Origin of the sequence: Halorarius litoreus, from assembly GCF_024362405.1 — an archaeon.
GTDB lineage: Archaea > Halobacteriota > Halobacteria > Halobacteriales > Haloarculaceae > Halorarius > Halorarius litoreus.
The window spans coordinates 2,635,122-2,650,373 of sequence record NZ_CP101454.1 but is presented as its reverse complement, the minus strand read 5'-3'; the positions used below and the strand labels follow the sequence as shown (position 1 = coordinate 2,650,373).

The window sequence follows — 15,252 nt, the reverse complement described above, 5'->3', positions numbered from 1 at the left end:
CGGTCGGGTATGGCGTGTGAACACCCACTTGACGCGGCGTTCCTCTATCCGAGCGACGTCGACATCCTCGAGTTCGTCGACGACGCCGGAACGACGGTTCTGCGGGTCGCCTTCCCCTGTCCCGAGTGCGGGCAGGCGCTCGAAGCCGACCTCCCGGTGACCGAGACGGCGGAGTCCTCGCTCGAACTACCCGTCGAAGACGTCGAGGAGCAGTACGACTAGTCGCTCCCCGACTGGGAGTCGAACAGTTCGTCGAAGCTCGCGACCCGGTAGTCACCGAGCACGCACATCCCGCGCCGGTCGTGGCCGTGGCGCTCGACGTGGACGCCGTCGAGCCCCGCGTTCCACGCCGCCCCCACGTCCTGCGGGCCGTCGCCCGCGAGCACTCCACTGCCCTCGACGCCGAGGTCCGCGAGTGCGAGTTCGACGGGCGCAGGGTCCGGCTTCCAGCCCGTCTCCTCGGTACAGCAGACGACGGTGTCGAACCAGTCGCGGATGTCGAGGTGGTCGAGCACTGGCTCCGCGAGGTACTGCTGGCAGTGGGTGACGAGTCCGATGGGTCGGTCGAGGTCGGCGAAGCGTGCGGCGTCGTCGTGGAGGTACGTCGCCTCGGCGCGTGCCGTCGGGTCCTCCTCGGCGTGGAACGCTGCCCAGAACGCCTCGGTGTCGATGTCCCACCGCGCCAGTTGGTTGTTCCGGAAGCCGCCAAGTCCGTGCCAGAGCGCGTCGGCCTGCGTCTGTGAGAAATCGTAGCCGATGCGGTCGCCGACCCGGTCGAACAGGTCGTACGTGTAGCTCGGTTCGACGTCGACGAGCGTGCCGTCGAGGTCGAGCAGCCAGTAGTCGTAGTCGTCGGCGACCATCAGGACGAGTGTGTAGTGGACACTCGGATAAGTGCCTTCTGTCGGTGTGCGGCTCGGTGTGAATCCGTCGTCACACGGGGCTCGGAGCGGGGGTAAACCGGTGTATCGTCATCGCCGCACGCGCGTCGGTACTCCGTGGCGGGGCAAGGGCGTTCCGGGTTGCCCTGTCCGAGAGCCGTCTGTGCGCTGCGTGCGTCCGACCGCGAATCGGTTTACCCCCTCGCTCCGTTCGCTTCGGGCATGAATCTCGAAGGGGCCGAAGCGCCGGAGTTCACGCTGGAACGTACGTCGGGCGACACCGTTGCCCTCTCGGAGACGCTGGCGTCCGGGCCGGCGGTCGTCCTCGTCAACCGCGGCTCGTGGTGTAGTTTCTGTGCCGAACAGCTCCAGACGTTCGACGCCGTCGCGTACGACCTCTGGTTCAACGACGGAGTCGACATCTTGCCAGTTCTCACGAGTCCGCTGGGGAAGCTGACCGAGATGCGCGACCGGTTCGATCTCGACTTCCAGTTGCTCGCCGACCCCGACGGAGCGGTCGCCGAGCAGTACTCCGGCGTCGAGGAGACGCGCCACGGCGTCACCGGCATCGCGGCTACCTACGTCGTCGACTCCGACGGCGTCGTCCAGTACGAGCAGGTCGCCGACCACCCGGCGGACCGCACGTACGGCAACTGGGTCCGCTACTTCATCCGCAACGAGTTCACGGACGTTTTCGCGTGAGCCAGTAGGCGAACGCGAAAGCTCGACACACGAGCGGAGCGAGTGTGTCGGTGTGTGTGTGTGTGTGCGTGAGGAGCGTAGCGATGGAGGCGACGGCTCGAAGCGCTGTCGAGCCGAACGCGAAAACGGCGAATCAACGAGTCGCGGTCAGACGAGGAGCTGGATGTCGGCCTCGGCCATGTCGCTCAGGGCGGTGGCCGCGCCGACGCCGACGGTGACGCCGTCGTAGAAGTCGTCCTCGTCGTAGTCCATCAGGTCGATGGTCATCTGGCAGGCCTGCATCTCGACGCCCATGTCGAGGGAGGTCTGGATGAGCTCCTCGATGCTGGCCGTCTCGTTGTCCCGGATCTTCTTGCGCATCATCGAGGTGGTGACGCGGTCCATGCCGGGGAGCGCGCCGATGGCGTTCGGCACCGGCATGTTGGGGTTGCCGACCGCGCTGAGCTTGAGGTCCTTCGACCGCTCCTCGTGGAGGATGTCGAGCCCCCAGAACGTGTGGAACAGGGTGACGTCCCAGCCGAACGCCGCAGCCGTCGATGCGAGGATGAGCGGTGGATACGCCATGTCGAGCGTCCCCTTCGTGGCGATGATGACCATCGACTGCTGGTCGTCCTCGTCTGTCGCCGAGACGTCTGCGAGCTGCGCCTCCAGTTCCTCGACGCGCGCCTGGAGGTCGGCGACGCTCGCGGTCGGTTCGTCGGTCGTGGAACGGTCCGATTCGGTGCTCATTCCTCGACCGTGACGTAGTGCACGTAGACAGTCTCGCCGCCCTCCTCACGCTCTTCCTGGCCGACGAGCGAGACGCCGTCCGTCCCGGCCGCCCAGCCGTCGATGTCGCTCACGCTGCCGGAGTCGGTCGCGACCACTTCGAGCACGTCACCCGCGCTCAGGCCATCGACGGCCTGCTTGGTCTTCACGACCGGCATCGGGCAGGAGAGTCCTTTCACGTCGAGCGTCTCTGTTGGATTGACTTCCGAGCTCATGTGTTGTCTGCAACGTGCAATACTGGAGTGGGATTGATAACGCTATCGGTTATTGTAGCGCGTTCGAAATACTGGCCCCTGTGAGCCCTAAAGGCACCGAAAGGCAGCTATTCTGTCACGGGCTGCCGCAAAATAGTGTTGTACGAATAGTGAATAGCTATGCAAACTCTTTTGACCATCTGGCGGGTAGAGTCGCGTGACGCATGCACTTCGAACGACCGAGACGACAGGGGGTGGCGGTGGCGTGATCGGCGCTGAGCTGTTCCCGAACGGCATCGAGCGCTATCTCGTCGGTGGCCTCCTCATCGGCGGTGGCGCGGCGTTCATCTACCTGACGACCGGCATCATCGCGGGAGCGAGCACGTTCCTCGAGACCACGCTCTCGTACGCCTCGAACCTCGGACGGTTCAACCGGGCCGACTACGTCGACTCCCGGGACTGGCGGCTGGTGTTCACGCTCGGCATCGTCGGTGGTGCGGCCATCTACGCGCTGGTCGTCCGCGGCGGGGCGTGGACGGCTCCCACCGACATCCAGCCGTGGCGACTGCTCGTCGGCGGTGTCCTCGTGGGCGTGGGCACACGCGTCGGCAAGGGGTGTACCTCTGGCCACGGCGTCTGCGGCGTCGGCTCGCTGTCGGGGACGTCCATCGTGAACGTGCTCACGTTCATGGCTGTCGCCATCGGCACCGCACAGCTGGTACAGGCGCTGGGGGTGACGCCGTGAGCGACCGTGGCCCTGGGTTCTACCTGAGCATCCTCGTCGGGGGGCTCATCTTCGGGTTCGGACTCGGGTACAGTCACATGGCCCGCCCGGAAGTGGTCCTCGACTTCCTCCAGTTCGACGACCTCGGACTCCTGTTCGTGATGGGCGGCGCAGCGGTCGTGACCGGGGCGACGTTCGCCGTCGCCACGCGACTGACCGACCGGCGGGCACCGCTCACCGGCGCGGCGTACGTCCGGCGCGTGAAGGAGTTCGACCGCAACGTCGTCGTCGGGGGGACGATATTCGGCGTCGGCTGGGGCCTCTCGGGCATCTGTCCCGGAGCCGCCTACGCCAGCCTCGGCGTCGGCAACTGGCCCATCCTCTGGGCACTCGGTGGGATGTTCCTCGGCGCGTACCTCCAGGGCTGGTGGCGCTCCTGGCGCAGCGACGCGGCGACCCCGACGACGACCGCCGACTGAGCCGGTGCTGTTTCTCGCGTGGGCAGTCCTGATGAGCCGCAGCGCCACGTCCCGTCCGTTCTCCGCGCATCACTCCGGTAGGGCACCCAATTCACCCACTTTCACGCCGCCTGAACGCCGCTGTAGCCACCCATACGTTACGAGTCACCATCCATCCGTTACCGCGATATAGTATTGCACAATCTTCCCAAAACCGTTATTACCCCCATCAGCTTAGAGCCGCTCGTGCAGATGTTCGAAAATCCTGCAAGACTATCTCGCGACACACACGACCATGTTCGGGCTTGAGACCCTCGACGGGCCGAGTCAGGCCGCCGCACTCATCGGGCTCGTGCTCGCCGAGGCCATCGTCCTCTACATCGGGTACGGCGCGCTCGAGCGGTATCTCGGCCCGAAACTCACCGCCCTCCTCCGGGGTGACTGACGATGGAGCTGTTCGGCATCAGCGCGATGCTGTTGGCGACGTTCACCGGTTTCGGGCTGCTCATCGGGATCCTGTTCGGGTTCTTCGGGATGGGCGGCTCGTTCCTCGTGACCCCCGCGCTACTGGTCATGGGGTACAAACCCGACGTCGCCGTCGCCTCCGGGCTCGCGTTCGTGTTCGGAACGAGCGTCATCGCCACCCTGAAACACCGTGACCTCGGGCAGGTCGACTACAAGCTCGGCGTGCTGATGATCGCCGGGACGACCGTCGGCATCGAGGTCGGCAAGGAGGGCCTCCACTGGCTGCAGGCGATGGGCTACGCGGACACCGTCGTCAGCGTCGCGTACGTCCTCCTCCTGGGCGGCATCGGGGCGTTCGTCACCTACACGGCCGTTCGCGGGAGCGGCGGCGGTATCAGCCACGACGCGGACGCCGAGGTCGACGCCGACGACATCCCCGACATCGCGAAGAAGATTCAGTCGGTACATCTCCCGCCGATGATTTCCATCCGCGGGGGTGTCTCGGTGTCGCTGTGGATGATCCTCGTCGTCGCGTTCGCGACCGGGCTCCTCTCAGGGCTGCTCGGCGTCGGCGGCGGATTCATCCGCATGCCCGCGCTGTTCTACCTCATCGGCGTGCCGGTGCCCATCGCCGTCGGGACGGACCTGTTCGAGATCGTGTTCTCGGGCGGTATCGGGAGCTTCCTGTACGCGCTCGACGGCGCGGTCGACCTCGCCATCGTCGCCCCGCTGCTCGCCGGGAGCGCGCTCGGCGCGCGACTCGGTGCCGCCGCGACGAGCCTCGTCGACGAGGACGACATCAAGGTGTACTTCGGCGTGATGTTGCTGCTCGGTGCCATCGCCGTCGCCGTCCGGAAGGTCGGCGGCTTCCTCGATATGCCGGTGCTCGACGCCGTCAGCCTCGCCATCATCCTCGGGGCCGCCCTGCTCGTCAGCGGGGCTGTCTCCTACAGCGCGGTCCGGGAACTCCGTGCGGAGGCCCCGGAGCGCCGCTCCACCACCGCGGACTGATCACCTACAGCAGCCCACTCTCGACTGCGGCTTCCTTTTCAGCCACCGTTCGCCGAGCGTCAGCTTCGAACGGACCGATTCCAACCGCGCCAGTAGTATTGCATGTATTGCACAACTCTTAATTGTCCGTGGTGCGAAGCCCGGATTGACGCATGGACGCAGACGCGTTTCCAACCCCAGAAGAACCGGTCGAATCACTGACCCCCACCGAGCTGAAGGCGCGCATCGACGCCGGCGAGCCGGTGACCATCCTCGACGCCCGCATGGAGAGCGACTTCGAGGAGTGGCGCATCGACGGCGAGACCGTCGAGATCGCGAACGTCCCCTACTACGAGTTCCTCGACGAGGAGCTGGACGAGTCGGTCCTCGAGCAGGTGCCCGAGGGCGAGCCGCTCGTCGTCCTCTGTGCGAAGGGCGGCGCGAGCGAGTACGTCGCGAGCACCCTGCAGATCGAGGGGCGTGACGTGGTCCACCTCGAAGAGGGGATGAACGGCTGGGCGCGCATATACGAACGCCACGAAGTGACGGACTACGACGGCCCGGGCACGGTCTACCAGTACCAGCGTCCTTCCTCAGGCTGTCTCGGCTACCTCCTCGTCTCGGGCGAGGAAGCGGCCGTCATCGACCCGCTCCGCGAGTTCGCCGACCGCTACCGTGCGGACGTCGACGATCTCGGCGTGGACCTCGTCTACGCGTTCGACACGCACGTCCACGCCGACCACGTCAGCGGCCTCCGCACGCTCGACGACGACACCACGACGGGCGTGATGCCCGCCGCGACCGAGCCGCGTGGCGTCACCTACCTCGACGAGGTCGCCACGGCCGAGGACGGCGACGTCTTCACCGTGGGCGACGCCACCATCGAGGCGGTGTACACGCCCGGCCACACCTCCGGGATGACGGCGTACCTCCTTGGTGACAGCCTGCTCGCGACCGGCGACGGCCTGTTCATCGAGAGCGTCGCCCGCCCGGACCTCGAAGAGGGCGACGAGGGCGCACCCGAGGCGGCGCGCCAGCTCCACGACTCGCTGCACGAGCGCGTCCTGCCGCTCGAAACGGAGGACGTCCTCATCGCCGGTGCTCACTTCAGTGACGCCGCGACGCCGGCCGACGACGGGACGTACACCGCGCCGCTCGCGGCGCTCGTCGACCGGATGGACGCCTTGACGATGGAGGAAGACGCGTTCGTCGACCTCGTGCTCTCGGACATGCCGCCACGACCGGCAAACTACGAGGACATCATCGCCACGAACCTCGGCCAGCAGTCGGTCGACGACGAAGAGGCGTTCGAACTCGAACTCGGCCCGAACAACTGTGCGGCCAGTCAGGAAGGCCTGACGAGCGACTGATGCCCGCAGACGGACGGTCCGGTCACGGAGGATACGGCGGGCGCAGAGTTCGGTCGGTATTGGGCACTCGCGACAAAAGCGTTATTCCCGGCGACCACGTAGCCCCAACTGAAATGGGCGAATCGATCGGTGAGATGCTCCGGCAGGACATGGTCTGTGAGAACCTGCTGGAGTGTTTCCACGGGCTGAAAGACCTCGACCGTGAGGTGTTCACGGTCCTCGTCGAAGCGGACGAGCCGATGACGGTCGACGAGGTCGCGGAGGCCGTCGACCGCGAGCGCTCCACCGCCTATCGGTCGGTGCGCCGGCTGAAGGACGCGGGCTTCGTCGTCAAGGACCAGGTGAACTACGAACAGGGCGGCTACTACCACGTGTTCCGGCCGTCGGACCCGGACGAAGTGGCCGACGACATGCAGCGGATGCTGAACGACTGGTACGCCCAGATGGGGCAGCTCATCGCGGAGTTCCGCGAGAAGTACCAGGAAGCGGACGCAGTCGCACCCACACAGGACTAACCCGCTTTCTCGACGCGCAGGCTCGACCCGAGATACTTCGAGAGCACGTCGGTCGCGTCGTCGGCCCGAAACAGGTCGAGCGTGTCGGTTATCTCCGCACGCAGCGCGTCGAGATACGCCTCGTCGCAGACGAGTTCGCTGAACGTCACCGACTCGACCTCGACGCCGAGCGTTTCGCTCGCCGTCTCGCGAAGGTATTGCTCGTCGTTCACCTCGCCGTGCCACAGGTTATCCCTGAAGAAGAGCCAGTCACCCTCGCCGGGCGTCGCCGCCCGCTTCCGGAGGACGGTCTCGAAGCTGTCGGGGGCGAGTGAGACGGCCGGGTCAGTCGGCTCGACCCGGAACCGCACCCGAAACACGTAGTCGGCCACGTCAGTCCGCGAGGTCGTTGAGACGACCCGCGAGCGAGATGTCCTTCTCGGTGATGCCACCCGCGTCGTGGGTGGTGAGCGTCACCGTCACCTCCCGCCAGCCGACGTGCATGTCGGGGTGGTGGAACGCCTCCTCGGCGAGCCCGCCCGCGCCCGCCGCGAAGCCGACACCCTCGAGATAGGAGTCGAACTCGAACGTCCGGGTTATCTCGTCGCCCTCGCGCGTCCAGCCGTCGGGAAGCTGAGCCGCGATCTCCTCGTCGGAAAGCAGGTCCGTCATGGCTCAAGAGAGGCGCGGACCGAGGATAAAATCTCGGGCGGTTTACGAGTCCGAGAAGATGCCGGTGGTGCGTTTGACCGCGATTTCGGCCTTCGCCCACTGGGAGGCAAGCAGCGCACAGGCGAGCACGACCACGAGGGCGGCGACTGTCCCGAACGCGACGGTCTGGCCGTAGTTCTGTCGGCCGAGCACGAGCAGGCCCCCGACGACGAGCGCCGCCAGCCCCGTGACCGCCTTCGTCCGTTCGGCGCGAAGCCACACGGTCGCCGCGACGAGCGTGCCGAACAGCGCGAGCGCGAACAGGTAGTACGTCACCTGCACGGCCGAGCCGTACGCGAACAGCAGTCGGGGCGAGAACACCGTGGTGATGGGGGTGAGTCCCGCTGCCACGAGCGCGGCGTTGCGTGCGCGGACCGCCGTGGTCTCCATCGCGCCCTTGTACGCCCAGGCAGCGGCGTACACCAAGGCACCGAAGATGAGCGTCGCCGTCGTGAAGTGCGCGACGAGTACGAGCCACTCGTAGGTCGTCACGGTCAGCATCCCGAGGACGACCTGGACGGGGAGGACGACGAGCGCGAGCGTCGAGGCGTAGCGGACGGGCTTCGACTGGCCGGTGCGCCACGCCTGGACGGTCTGGCCGAGGACCACGAGCCCCGTGGCCCCGGCGACGACGCGGTGGAACCACTCGACACCGCTGAGGTAGTTCGCGGGGAGCAGTCCCCCGAGCGGGCCGTCACACAGCGGCCACCGCTGTGCACAGGTGAGCCCCGCGCCCTCGGCGGCGGTGAACACGCCGAGTAGCATGAGGACCCCCGTGAGCACCGCCGTGACGGCGGCGAGGTCGCGGAATCGGTACTCCATACGTTCGCTTCGGGCCCACGGGGACTTGACGCCTTCTCTTCGGTGTCACCGCCCCTGCCAGCGCGCGACTGAGGAAGCGACGCCGACGCTCCCGTCTCGCCACCGGAGCCAGGCGACGACGAGCAGGTACGCCACGAGCAGTTGCGGGAGCCGCCCCGCGCTCAGCGACCCAACGAACGGGAGCGTCTCGCTGACGACGAACAGTGCCGTCCGGTCGATGCCGGCGGGCGCGAACAGCCACCCCCCGGCGAAGTTCGCGCCGAGGTGGAGGCCGACCGGATACGAGAGCTCACCGGTGTGAACGTACAGCAGGCCGAAGAGCGCCCCGGCGGCGGCGAGCGTCGGCATCCGCACGGGGGCGACGCCGTGGATCAGCACGAAGAACGCGACGCTCACCGCGAGGCCGGCGACGACCGCGCGCCCGGCGTCGAGGCCGCGAGCGTGCGCACCCTCGGCGGCCGACCGGAGTGCGAGCCCCTGATACGTTGTCTCCTGGACCCAGACGTTCACCGCGAGCGCGAGGCCGACGGCCGCGAGGTCCGGCACGACGCCGAGCCCGAACGCCGGTGCGACGGTGAACGTCGCCCAGCCGAGCGCCGCGGCGACCCCGAACCACACGACGTGTGCGGCGACCACGGCTGCGAACACGAGCGCGACCCGACCGAACCACGCAGGCGTGGCTTCGAGCCCGTAGTCCGCGAGCGCCCGGCGGTCGACGTACCGTGCCCACGCGACGAACAGGAGCGTGAAGACGCCGGCCTGTGCCACCCCCCGAGGCAGCATTCCCGGGACGCCAAGCGCCGACGTGACGACGCCCGAGAGCGGTTCCGTCGCGCGAAGGACCACGGCGGCGAGCAGGACGCGCCACGTCGCGCGGAGCCGCGAGTCCTCGGTGCCCCACACGACGCTGGTGAGGCGGCCGACGAGGCTGTCCGTGCCACGGACAACGTCAGTCATAGGGGGTGACGCGGCCGGTACTGTGTTAACGGTTGTCTCCATTCGGGACGTAAACGAGTACTCGCGTCCGTGTCAATCGCCACTCCTCGCGGCGATACCCGGTCATTCGGATACCTTTTTGGGGACTGCGATAGCCTTCCCCGCATGGGACTCGACGAGGACTCTCTCGACTATCACGAGCGCGACCCACCGGGAAAGGTGGAGATTTCGACGACGAAGCCGACAAACACCCAGCGGGACCTCTCGCTGGCGTACTCGCCGGGCGTCGCCGCGCCCTGTAACGAGATCGCCGCGAACCCTGACGAGGCGTACCGCTACACCGCGAAAGGGAACATGGTCGGCGTCATCTCGAACGGCAGCGCCGTCCTCGGGCTCGGGGACATCGGCGCGCAGGCCTCCAAACCCGTCATGGAAGGCAAGGGCGTGCTGTTCAAGCGGTTCGCCGACATCGACGTCTTCGACATCGAACTCGACCAGGACGACCCGGAGGACCTCATCCGGAGCGTGAAGGCGATGGAGCCGACGTTCGGCGGCGTCAACCTCGAGGACATCAAGGCACCGGAGTGTTTCGTCATCGAGGAGCGCCTGCGCGAGCAGATGGACATTCCCGTGTTCCACGACGACCAGCACGGCACCGCCATCATCTCGGGCGCGGCGCTGCTGAACGCCTGTGACGTCGCCGGCAAGGACATCTCCGAGCTCGACATCGTGTTCTCGGGCGCGGGCGCCTCGGCACTCGCGACCGCCCGGTTCTACGTCTCGCTCGGCGCGACGAAGGAGAACATCGTGATGTGTGACTCCTCGGGACCCATCACGCAGGACCGCGACGACGTCAACGAGTACAAACGCGAGTTCGCCAACGACACCGACGCGACCGACCTCGAGGAGGCGATGGCGGACGCGGACGTGTTCGTCGGCCTCTCCATCGGTGGGCTCGTCGACAAGGCGATGGTCCGGTCGATGGCCGCCGACCCCATCATCTTCGCGATGGCGAACCCCGACCCCGAAATCGGCTACGAGGCGGCGAAGGAGGCACGCGACGACACGGTCATCATGGCGACCGGCCGGTCGGACTACCCGAATCAGGTCAACAACGTGCTTGGCTTCCCGTTCATCTTCCGGGGCGCGCTCGACGTGCGCGCGACGGAGATCAACGAGGAGATGAAGCGCGCCGCGGCGACGGCGCTCGCGGAACTGGCCCGGCAGGACGTCCCCGACGCCGTCGTCAAGGCGTACGGCGACCAGCCGCTGCAGTACGGCCCGGAGTACCTGATTCCGAAGCCGCTCGACCCTCGCGTGCTGTTCGAGGTCGCCCCCGCCGTCGCGCAGGCCGCCGTCGACAGCGGCTCTGCCCGCAAGGAGCTGGACATGGAGAAGTACGTCGAGCGCCTGGAGGCGCGGCTCGGCAAGGGCCGCGAGATGATGCGGGTCGTCCTCAACAAGGCGAAGAGCCAGCCGAAGCGCGTCGTGCTCGCGGAGGGTGACGACGAGAAGATGCTTCGGGCGGCGTACCAGCTCACCGAACAGGGCATCGCCGAGCCCGTCCTCATCGGCGACCGCGAGGAGGCCCTTCGAACGGCAGACCAGCTCGGTCTGGAGTTCGAGCCCGAGATCGTCGACCCCGAGGAGGGGAACCTCGCGCCGTACGCCGAACGCCTCTACGAACTCCGCAAGCGGAAGGGCATCACCCGGCGGGAGGCGGACGAACTCATCCAGGACGGTAACTACCTCGGCAGCGTGATGGTCGAGATGGGCGACGCCGACGCGATGCTGACGGGGTTGATGCACCACTATCCGGCCGCGCTGAAGCCGCCGCTGCAGGTCATCGGCACCGACGAGAACGTCGACTACGCCGCCGGCGTCTACATGCTGACGTTCAAGAACCGCGTGGTGTTCATCGCGGACGCCACCGTCAACCAGGAGCCCGACGAGGACGTGCTGGCGGAGGTCACCAAGCAGACCGCGAAGCTCGCCCGCCGGTTCAACGTGGAGCCACGCGCGGCGCTGCTCTCGTACTCGGACTTCGGCTCGGTCCGCAACGAGGGGACCCGCAAGCCCCGCGAGGCCGCCCGGATGCTGCGGTCCGACCCCGACGTGGACTTCCCGGTCGACGGCGAGATGCAGGCGGACACCGCCGTCGTCGAGGAGATGCTCACCGACGACTACAGCTTCTCGGAGCTGGACGAGCCCGCGAACGTCCTCGTCTTCCCGAATCTCGAGGCCGGAAACATCGCGTACAAGCTGCTCCAGCGGCTCGGCGGCGCGGAGGCCATCGGCCCGATGCTCGTCGGGATGGACAAGCCCGTCCACGTCCTCCAGCGCGGCGACGAGGTCAAGGACATCGTCAACCTGGCGAGTGTCGCGGTCGTCGACGCGCAGGACGAATAACGGCGGGCATCCGCGAGGCCGCAGGCCGAGCGGTTCCCCGAGCGCCCCGAGTGACGTTCGGGGAGAAACGCGGCGAAACGCTGGACGTTCTTCTCGGCAGTTCAGCAATTCGAGCCGTGTCGCCGGTTTTCCGTCGAAACGTTGAAACGGGACACCGGCGATTGCGACGGTATGGCACGCGAATACAACATGGACCGTCGTGCGTATCTCGCGACGATCGGCGCAGGAACCGCAGCCGGGCTCGCTGGCTGTACTGGACTCACCGGTGGCGGTGGAGGCAACACTATCCGCCCCGGCACCGCACCGGGCTTCCAGCCGTTCGAGTTCCGCGACGGCGGCGAGCTCGTCGGCTTCGACATCGACCTGACGGAGGCCATCGTCGCGGAGACCGACTACGAGCTGGGCGAGTGGCAGACCTTCGAGTTCGACTCGCTCATCCAGGCGCTGACGACGGACAAGATCGACATGATCGCCGCCGCGATGACCATCACGGACGACCGGGACGAGACCATCGACTTCTCCGACCCGTACTACTCGGCGAACCAGTCGGTCATCGTCCGCGAGGACGGCGACTTCGCGCCGTCGAGTCTCGACGACCTCTCCGGTCACCCCATCGGCGCGCAGTCCGGGACGACCGGCGAGACGGTCATCCAGAGCGAGCTCATCGAGCCGGGCAAGCTCGAGGAGTCGAACTACAACTCCTACGACAACTACGTGCTCGCAGTCGAGGACCTGCAGAACGGCAACATCGACGCCGTCGTCGTCGACGAGCCAGTGGGAGAGACGTTCGCCGACCAGCGGCCCGTGTCCGTCGCGTTCGTCTACGAGACGGGCGAGCAGTACGGCTTCGGCCTGCGGACCGACGACGACGACCGCACCGACGCCGTCAACTCGGGGCTCCAGGCGGTCCGTGACAACGGCACCTACGAAGAACTGCGTAACAAGTGGTTCAGCGGCTAACCGCCATGATTCCACTCCAGACGGGACCGTGGGAGTACATCTTCGCCAACTGGGGCTACCTCGCCGGCGGCGTGGTGTTCACCATCGTGCTGACGGCGGTGAGCATCCTGCTCGGGTTCGCACTCGGGCTCCCGGCGGGCATCGTCGAGGTGTACGGCGACGGCTGGGGTCGACGGCTCGTCCAGCGCGTGGGCGTCCTCGTTCGAGGCACGCCCATCGTCGTCATCCTCGCGTTCATGTTCTTCGTGTTCCCGCTGAACCTCACGGCGTTCGTCGCGGCGACGTTCGGCCTCGGCCTCCGGAGCGCGGCCTACCAGTCGCAGATCTTCCGAGGCACGCTCCAGTCGGTGAGCGAGGGGCAGATGGAGGCCGCCCGCTCGATCGGGCTCTCGAAGTCGGAGTCCATCCGGCGAGTCATCGTCCCACAGGCGCTTCGGCGCTCGATTCCGGGGTTCCAGAACGAGTTCACCATCGTCCTCAAGGACACCTCCGTGGCGTACGCCATCGGGCTGGGTGAGCTCCTGACGCGGGGGACCGACCTCTACCTCACGGCGGAGGGGAACACCGCCGTCCTCGAGATCTTCCTCACCGTCAGCGCCGTCTACTTCGTGCTGACGATGGCGACGAACCGCTCGCTCGACTACGCTGGCCGCGTCTTCGCCATCCCGGGGGGTTCGTCGTGAGCCTCCTCGAGTTCGACGACGTCTACAAGTCGTACGGCAACGAGGAGGTGCTTCGCGGCATCTCCTTCGAGATGGACGTCGGCGACGTGGAGGTCGTCATCGGCCCCTCCGGGTCGGGCAAGTCGACGATGCTCCGGTGTGTCAACCGGCTCACCGACATCGACGACGGCGACATCCTCCTGGACGGAGAGTCCATCTACGCCCGCAACGAGAACGAACTCCGGCGACAGGTCGGGATGGTGTTCCAGGGGTTCAACCTCTTTGCGCACCTGACGGCGCTGGAGAACGTGACGCTCGGGCTCCGGCGTGTCCGCGGCATGGAGAAGGAGGAAGCCGAGGCGGACGCGAGGGATCACCTCGACCGGGTCGGCCTCGCGTCACAGGCCGACTCGTACCCTGCCGAACTCTCCGGTGGGCAGCAACAGCGCGTCGGCATCGCCCGCGCGCTGGCGATGGATCCCGAGCTGCTGCTGTTCGACGAGCCGACGAGCGCGCTCGACCCCGAACTCATCGGCGAGGTAGTCGAGGTGATGCGTGACCTCGCGAACGAGGGGATGACGATGCTCGTCGTCACCCACGAGATGGGGTTCGCCCGGTCGACGGCCTCGACCATCACCTTCCTCGACGAGGGGAAGGTCGCCGAGCGGGGACCGCCCGAACAGCTGTTCGAGAACCCGCAACACGAGCGCACCGGGCAGTTCCTGCAGCGGCTGACCAAGTTGCACGGTGGCGGCGATGAGTGAACGCACGGCGAGCGTCCTCGACGCCGAGTCCGTAGAGGGGCTCTCCAGTGGCCGCGCACTGGTGTACGTGGCCGCCGTCATCTTCTGGGGCTACCTGCTCGTCCGCTGGCTCTACGACTGGGGGCTCGCGAGCCTGCTGGGGATGTCGAAGGGTGCGCCGTTCCTCCCGGTCGGCGCGCTCGAATCGCTCGCGAGTCAGTTCGCCGGCACGCCCGTCGGCGGGTTCTTCAGCTTCCTCGCCGTCTCCGCGTCGTCGCTCCCTGCCGTCGCGAACGGCGCGTGGCTGACGGTCGTGCTCACCGTCGTCTCCATCCTGCTGGGACTGGTCATCGCCGTTCCGCTGTCGGTGGCGCGGGTGTACGGCGGGCGCATCGCGTCCGGGTTCGCGCTCGGCTTCACGGAACTCATCCGCGGGACCCCGCTGCTCGCACAGCTGTTCGTGCTGTACTTCGGGCTCTCGCTGTCGGCGACCATCCGCGAACTCCCCCTGGTCGGTGAGGGGTTCGTTCCGGGGCAGGCGGTCATCGTCGCCATCATCGGGTTCACCATCAACAGCGCCGCCTACCAGGCCGAGTACATCCGGTCGGCGCTCCTCTCCGTGGAAGACGGACAGGTCACGGCGGGCAGGGCCATCGGGCTCTCACAGCTCGACACCATCCGCTACGTCATCTTACCACAGGGCCTCAGGTACGCGATTCCCGGCTGGTCGAACGAGCTCGTCTACCTCATCAAGTACAGTTCGCTGGCGGCGTTCATCACCGTCCCCGAGCTCTACTACCGGTCGCAGGCCATCGCGAGCAACAACTTCCGGTTCTTCGAGTTACTCGTACTCGCGGCGCTGCTGTACCTCGGAATGGTGCTCACGGCGTCGGCAGTGATGAATCGGTTCGAGAAACGGGTGTCGATCCCCGGGCTGGGACAGGCGAGCGGTCGCTGACCGGC

At 67.1% G+C, this 15,252-nt stretch carries 20 protein-coding genes; 13 read left to right on the top strand and 7 right to left on the bottom strand.

The genetic code is table 11. The features are described from left to right. Positions 1-9: 9 nt before the first annotated feature. Positions 10-222 (top strand): hypothetical protein, encoded by a 213-nt coding sequence (locus NL126_RS13820; protein ID WP_255195464.1) that lies wholly within the window; start codon positions 10-12, stop codon positions 220-222. Here the strand turns inward: NL126_RS13820 and NL126_RS13815 are convergent. Beyond that, positions 219-863 carry an HAD family hydrolase gene (locus NL126_RS13815; protein ID WP_255195463.1) on the bottom strand — a complete coding sequence of 215 codons (645 nt, stop codon included), beginning with the start codon at positions 861-863 and terminating at the stop codon, positions 219-221. The two genes, NL126_RS13820 and NL126_RS13815, sit on opposite strands and share 4 nt — an antisense overlap. A gap of 240 nt (positions 864-1,103) precedes the next feature. Here NL126_RS13815 and NL126_RS13810 point away from each other — a divergent pair, with 240 nt between their 5' ends. Beyond that, the gene (locus NL126_RS13810; RefSeq protein WP_255195462.1) at positions 1,104-1,583 is read left to right on the top strand and encodes a peroxiredoxin family protein; all 480 of its coding nucleotides are present in this window, start codon (positions 1,104-1,106) and stop codon (positions 1,581-1,583) included. Between the two features lie 147 nt (positions 1,584-1,730). Here NL126_RS13810 and NL126_RS13805 read toward each other — a convergent pair whose 3' ends face one another. Together NL126_RS13805 and NL126_RS13800 are read right to left on the bottom strand one after the other, a co-directional pair. Further along, complete coding sequence (locus NL126_RS13805; RefSeq protein ID WP_255195461.1) at positions 1,731-2,312, bottom strand: DsrE/DsrF/DrsH-like family protein; 582 nt, start codon at positions 2,310-2,312, stop codon at positions 1,731-1,733. Beyond that, positions 2,309-2,566 carry a sulfurtransferase TusA family protein gene (locus NL126_RS13800; RefSeq protein ID WP_255195460.1) on the bottom strand — a complete coding sequence of 86 codons (258 nt, stop codon included), beginning with the start codon at positions 2,564-2,566 and terminating at the stop codon, positions 2,309-2,311. The genes NL126_RS13805 and NL126_RS13800 overlap by 4 nt, the downstream gene beginning before the upstream one ends. A 196-nt stretch (positions 2,567-2,762) precedes the next feature. Between NL126_RS13800 and NL126_RS13795 the strand changes: the two genes are divergently transcribed. From NL126_RS13795 to NL126_RS13770, 6 genes are all read left to right on the top strand, one after another. Then, the gene (locus NL126_RS13795; RefSeq protein WP_255195459.1) at positions 2,763-3,290 is read left to right on the top strand and encodes a YeeE/YedE family protein; all 528 of its coding nucleotides are present in this window, start codon (positions 2,763-2,765) and stop codon (positions 3,288-3,290) included. Beyond that, complete coding sequence (locus NL126_RS13790) at positions 3,287-3,748, top strand: YeeE/YedE family protein (protein ID WP_255195458.1); 462 nt, start codon at positions 3,287-3,289, stop codon at positions 3,746-3,748. Before NL126_RS13795 ends, NL126_RS13790 begins: the two co-directional genes overlap by 4 nt. A gap of 274 nt (positions 3,749-4,022) precedes the next feature. Then, positions 4,023-4,172: a DUF7512 family protein gene (locus NL126_RS13785; RefSeq protein ID WP_255195457.1), complete on the top strand. Its 150-nt coding sequence runs from the start codon at positions 4,023-4,025 to the stop codon at positions 4,170-4,172. A gap of 2 nt (positions 4,173-4,174) precedes the next feature. After that, positions 4,175-5,203, top strand: coding sequence for a sulfite exporter TauE/SafE family protein (locus tag NL126_RS13780; RefSeq protein WP_255195456.1), 1,029 nt, complete (start codon positions 4,175-4,177; stop codon positions 5,201-5,203). Between the two features lie 152 nt (positions 5,204-5,355). Continuing rightward, complete coding sequence (locus tag NL126_RS13775; RefSeq protein ID WP_255195455.1) at positions 5,356-6,552, top strand: MBL fold metallo-hydrolase; 1,197 nt, start codon at positions 5,356-5,358, stop codon at positions 6,550-6,552. Positions 6,553-6,665: 113 nt separating this feature from the next. Further along, positions 6,666-7,067, top strand: coding sequence for a helix-turn-helix domain-containing protein (locus tag NL126_RS13770; protein ID WP_255195454.1), 402 nt, complete (start codon positions 6,666-6,668; stop codon positions 7,065-7,067). Here NL126_RS13770 and lwrS read toward each other — a convergent pair. The 4 genes from lwrS to NL126_RS13750 are packed head-to-tail and all read right to left on the bottom strand — an operon-like array spanning position 7,064 to position 9,536. Beyond that, the gene (gene lwrS / locus NL126_RS13765) at positions 7,064-7,438 is read right to left on the bottom strand and encodes an LWR-salt protein (protein WP_255195453.1); all 375 of its coding nucleotides are present in this window, start codon (positions 7,436-7,438) and stop codon (positions 7,064-7,066) included. The genes NL126_RS13770 and lwrS overlap by 4 nt on opposite strands. Position 7,439: 1 nt before the next feature. Beyond that, positions 7,440-7,718, bottom strand: coding sequence for a 4a-hydroxytetrahydrobiopterin dehydratase (locus NL126_RS13760; protein WP_255195452.1), 279 nt, complete (start codon positions 7,716-7,718; stop codon positions 7,440-7,442). Between the two features lie 42 nt (positions 7,719-7,760). Next, positions 7,761-8,579 (bottom strand): COX15/CtaA family protein, encoded by an 819-nt coding sequence (locus tag NL126_RS13755; RefSeq protein WP_255195451.1) that lies wholly within the window; start codon positions 8,577-8,579, stop codon positions 7,761-7,763. 45 nt (positions 8,580-8,624) lie between these two features. Next, positions 8,625-9,536, bottom strand: coding sequence for a CPBP family intramembrane glutamic endopeptidase (locus NL126_RS13750; protein WP_255195450.1), 912 nt, complete (start codon positions 9,534-9,536; stop codon positions 8,625-8,627). Positions 9,537-9,680: 144 nt separating this feature from the next. Here NL126_RS13750 and NL126_RS13745 point away from each other — a divergent pair, with 144 nt between their 5' ends. The 5 genes from NL126_RS13745 (at position 9,681) to NL126_RS13725 (ending at position 15,247) form a co-directional block, all read left to right on the top strand. Continuing rightward, on the top strand, positions 9,681-11,924 hold the full coding sequence (locus NL126_RS13745) for an NADP-dependent malic enzyme (protein WP_255195449.1): 2,244 nt from the start codon (positions 9,681-9,683) through the stop codon (positions 11,922-11,924). Positions 11,925-12,095: 171 nt separating this feature from the next. Further along, positions 12,096-12,884, top strand: a complete 789-nt coding sequence (locus NL126_RS13740; protein WP_255195448.1) for a basic amino acid ABC transporter substrate-binding protein — start codon at positions 12,096-12,098, stop codon at positions 12,882-12,884. 5 nt (positions 12,885-12,889) lie between these two features. After that, positions 12,890-13,567, top strand: coding sequence for an amino acid ABC transporter permease (locus NL126_RS13735; RefSeq protein WP_255195447.1), 678 nt, complete (start codon positions 12,890-12,892; stop codon positions 13,565-13,567). Further along, entirely contained in the window at positions 13,564-14,310 is a 747-nt protein-coding gene (locus NL126_RS13730) for an amino acid ABC transporter ATP-binding protein (RefSeq protein WP_255195446.1), read from the top strand. Before NL126_RS13735 ends, NL126_RS13730 begins: the two co-directional genes overlap by 4 nt. Further along, on the top strand, positions 14,303-15,247 hold the full coding sequence (locus NL126_RS13725) for an amino acid ABC transporter permease (RefSeq protein ID WP_255195445.1): 945 nt from the start codon (positions 14,303-14,305) through the stop codon (positions 15,245-15,247). Before NL126_RS13730 ends, NL126_RS13725 begins: the two co-directional genes overlap by 8 nt. Positions 15,248-15,252 lie beyond the last annotated feature (5 nt).

Excerpts from the sequence above, each read along its gene's own strand:
- NL126_RS13820 (WP_255195464.1), top strand. The coding sequence starts at position 10 with ATGGCGTGTGAACACCCACTTGACGCGGCGTTCCTCTATCCGAGCGAC.
- NL126_RS13785 (WP_255195457.1), top strand. The coding sequence starts at position 4,023 with ATGTTCGGGCTTGAGACCCTCGACGGGCCGAGTCAGGCCGCCGCACTC.
- NL126_RS13745 (WP_255195449.1), top strand. The coding sequence starts at position 9,681 with ATGGGACTCGACGAGGACTCTCTCGACTATCACGAGCGCGACCCACCG.
- NL126_RS13810 (WP_255195462.1), top strand. The coding sequence starts at position 1,104 with ATGAATCTCGAAGGGGCCGAAGCGCCGGAGTTCACGCTGGAACGTACG.
- NL126_RS13775 (WP_255195455.1), top strand. The coding sequence starts at position 5,356 with ATGGACGCAGACGCGTTTCCAACCCCAGAAGAACCGGTCGAATCACTG.
- NL126_RS13780 (WP_255195456.1), top strand. The coding sequence starts at position 4,175 with ATGGAGCTGTTCGGCATCAGCGCGATGCTGTTGGCGACGTTCACCGGT.
- NL126_RS13805 (WP_255195461.1), bottom strand. The coding sequence starts at position 2,312 with ATGAGCACCGAATCGGACCGTTCCACGACCGACGAACCGACCGCGAGC.
- NL126_RS13770 (WP_255195454.1), top strand. The coding sequence starts at position 6,666 with ATGGGCGAATCGATCGGTGAGATGCTCCGGCAGGACATGGTCTGTGAG.
- NL126_RS13815 (WP_255195463.1), bottom strand. The coding sequence starts at position 863 with ATGGTCGCCGACGACTACGACTACTGGCTGCTCGACCTCGACGGCACG.
- NL126_RS13750 (WP_255195450.1), bottom strand. The coding sequence starts at position 9,536 with ATGACTGACGTTGTCCGTGGCACGGACAGCCTCGTCGGCCGCCTCACC.
- NL126_RS13725 (WP_255195445.1), top strand. The coding sequence starts at position 14,303 with ATGAGTGAACGCACGGCGAGCGTCCTCGACGCCGAGTCCGTAGAGGGG.
- NL126_RS13755 (WP_255195451.1), bottom strand. The coding sequence starts at position 8,579 with ATGGAGTACCGATTCCGCGACCTCGCCGCCGTCACGGCGGTGCTCACG.
- NL126_RS13735 (WP_255195447.1), top strand. The coding sequence starts at position 12,890 with ATGATTCCACTCCAGACGGGACCGTGGGAGTACATCTTCGCCAACTGG.
- NL126_RS13740 (WP_255195448.1), top strand. The coding sequence starts at position 12,096 with ATGGCACGCGAATACAACATGGACCGTCGTGCGTATCTCGCGACGATC.
- NL126_RS13760 (WP_255195452.1), bottom strand. The coding sequence starts at position 7,718 with ATGACGGACCTGCTTTCCGACGAGGAGATCGCGGCTCAGCTTCCCGAC.
- NL126_RS13800 (WP_255195460.1), bottom strand. The coding sequence starts at position 2,566 with ATGAGCTCGGAAGTCAATCCAACAGAGACGCTCGACGTGAAAGGACTC.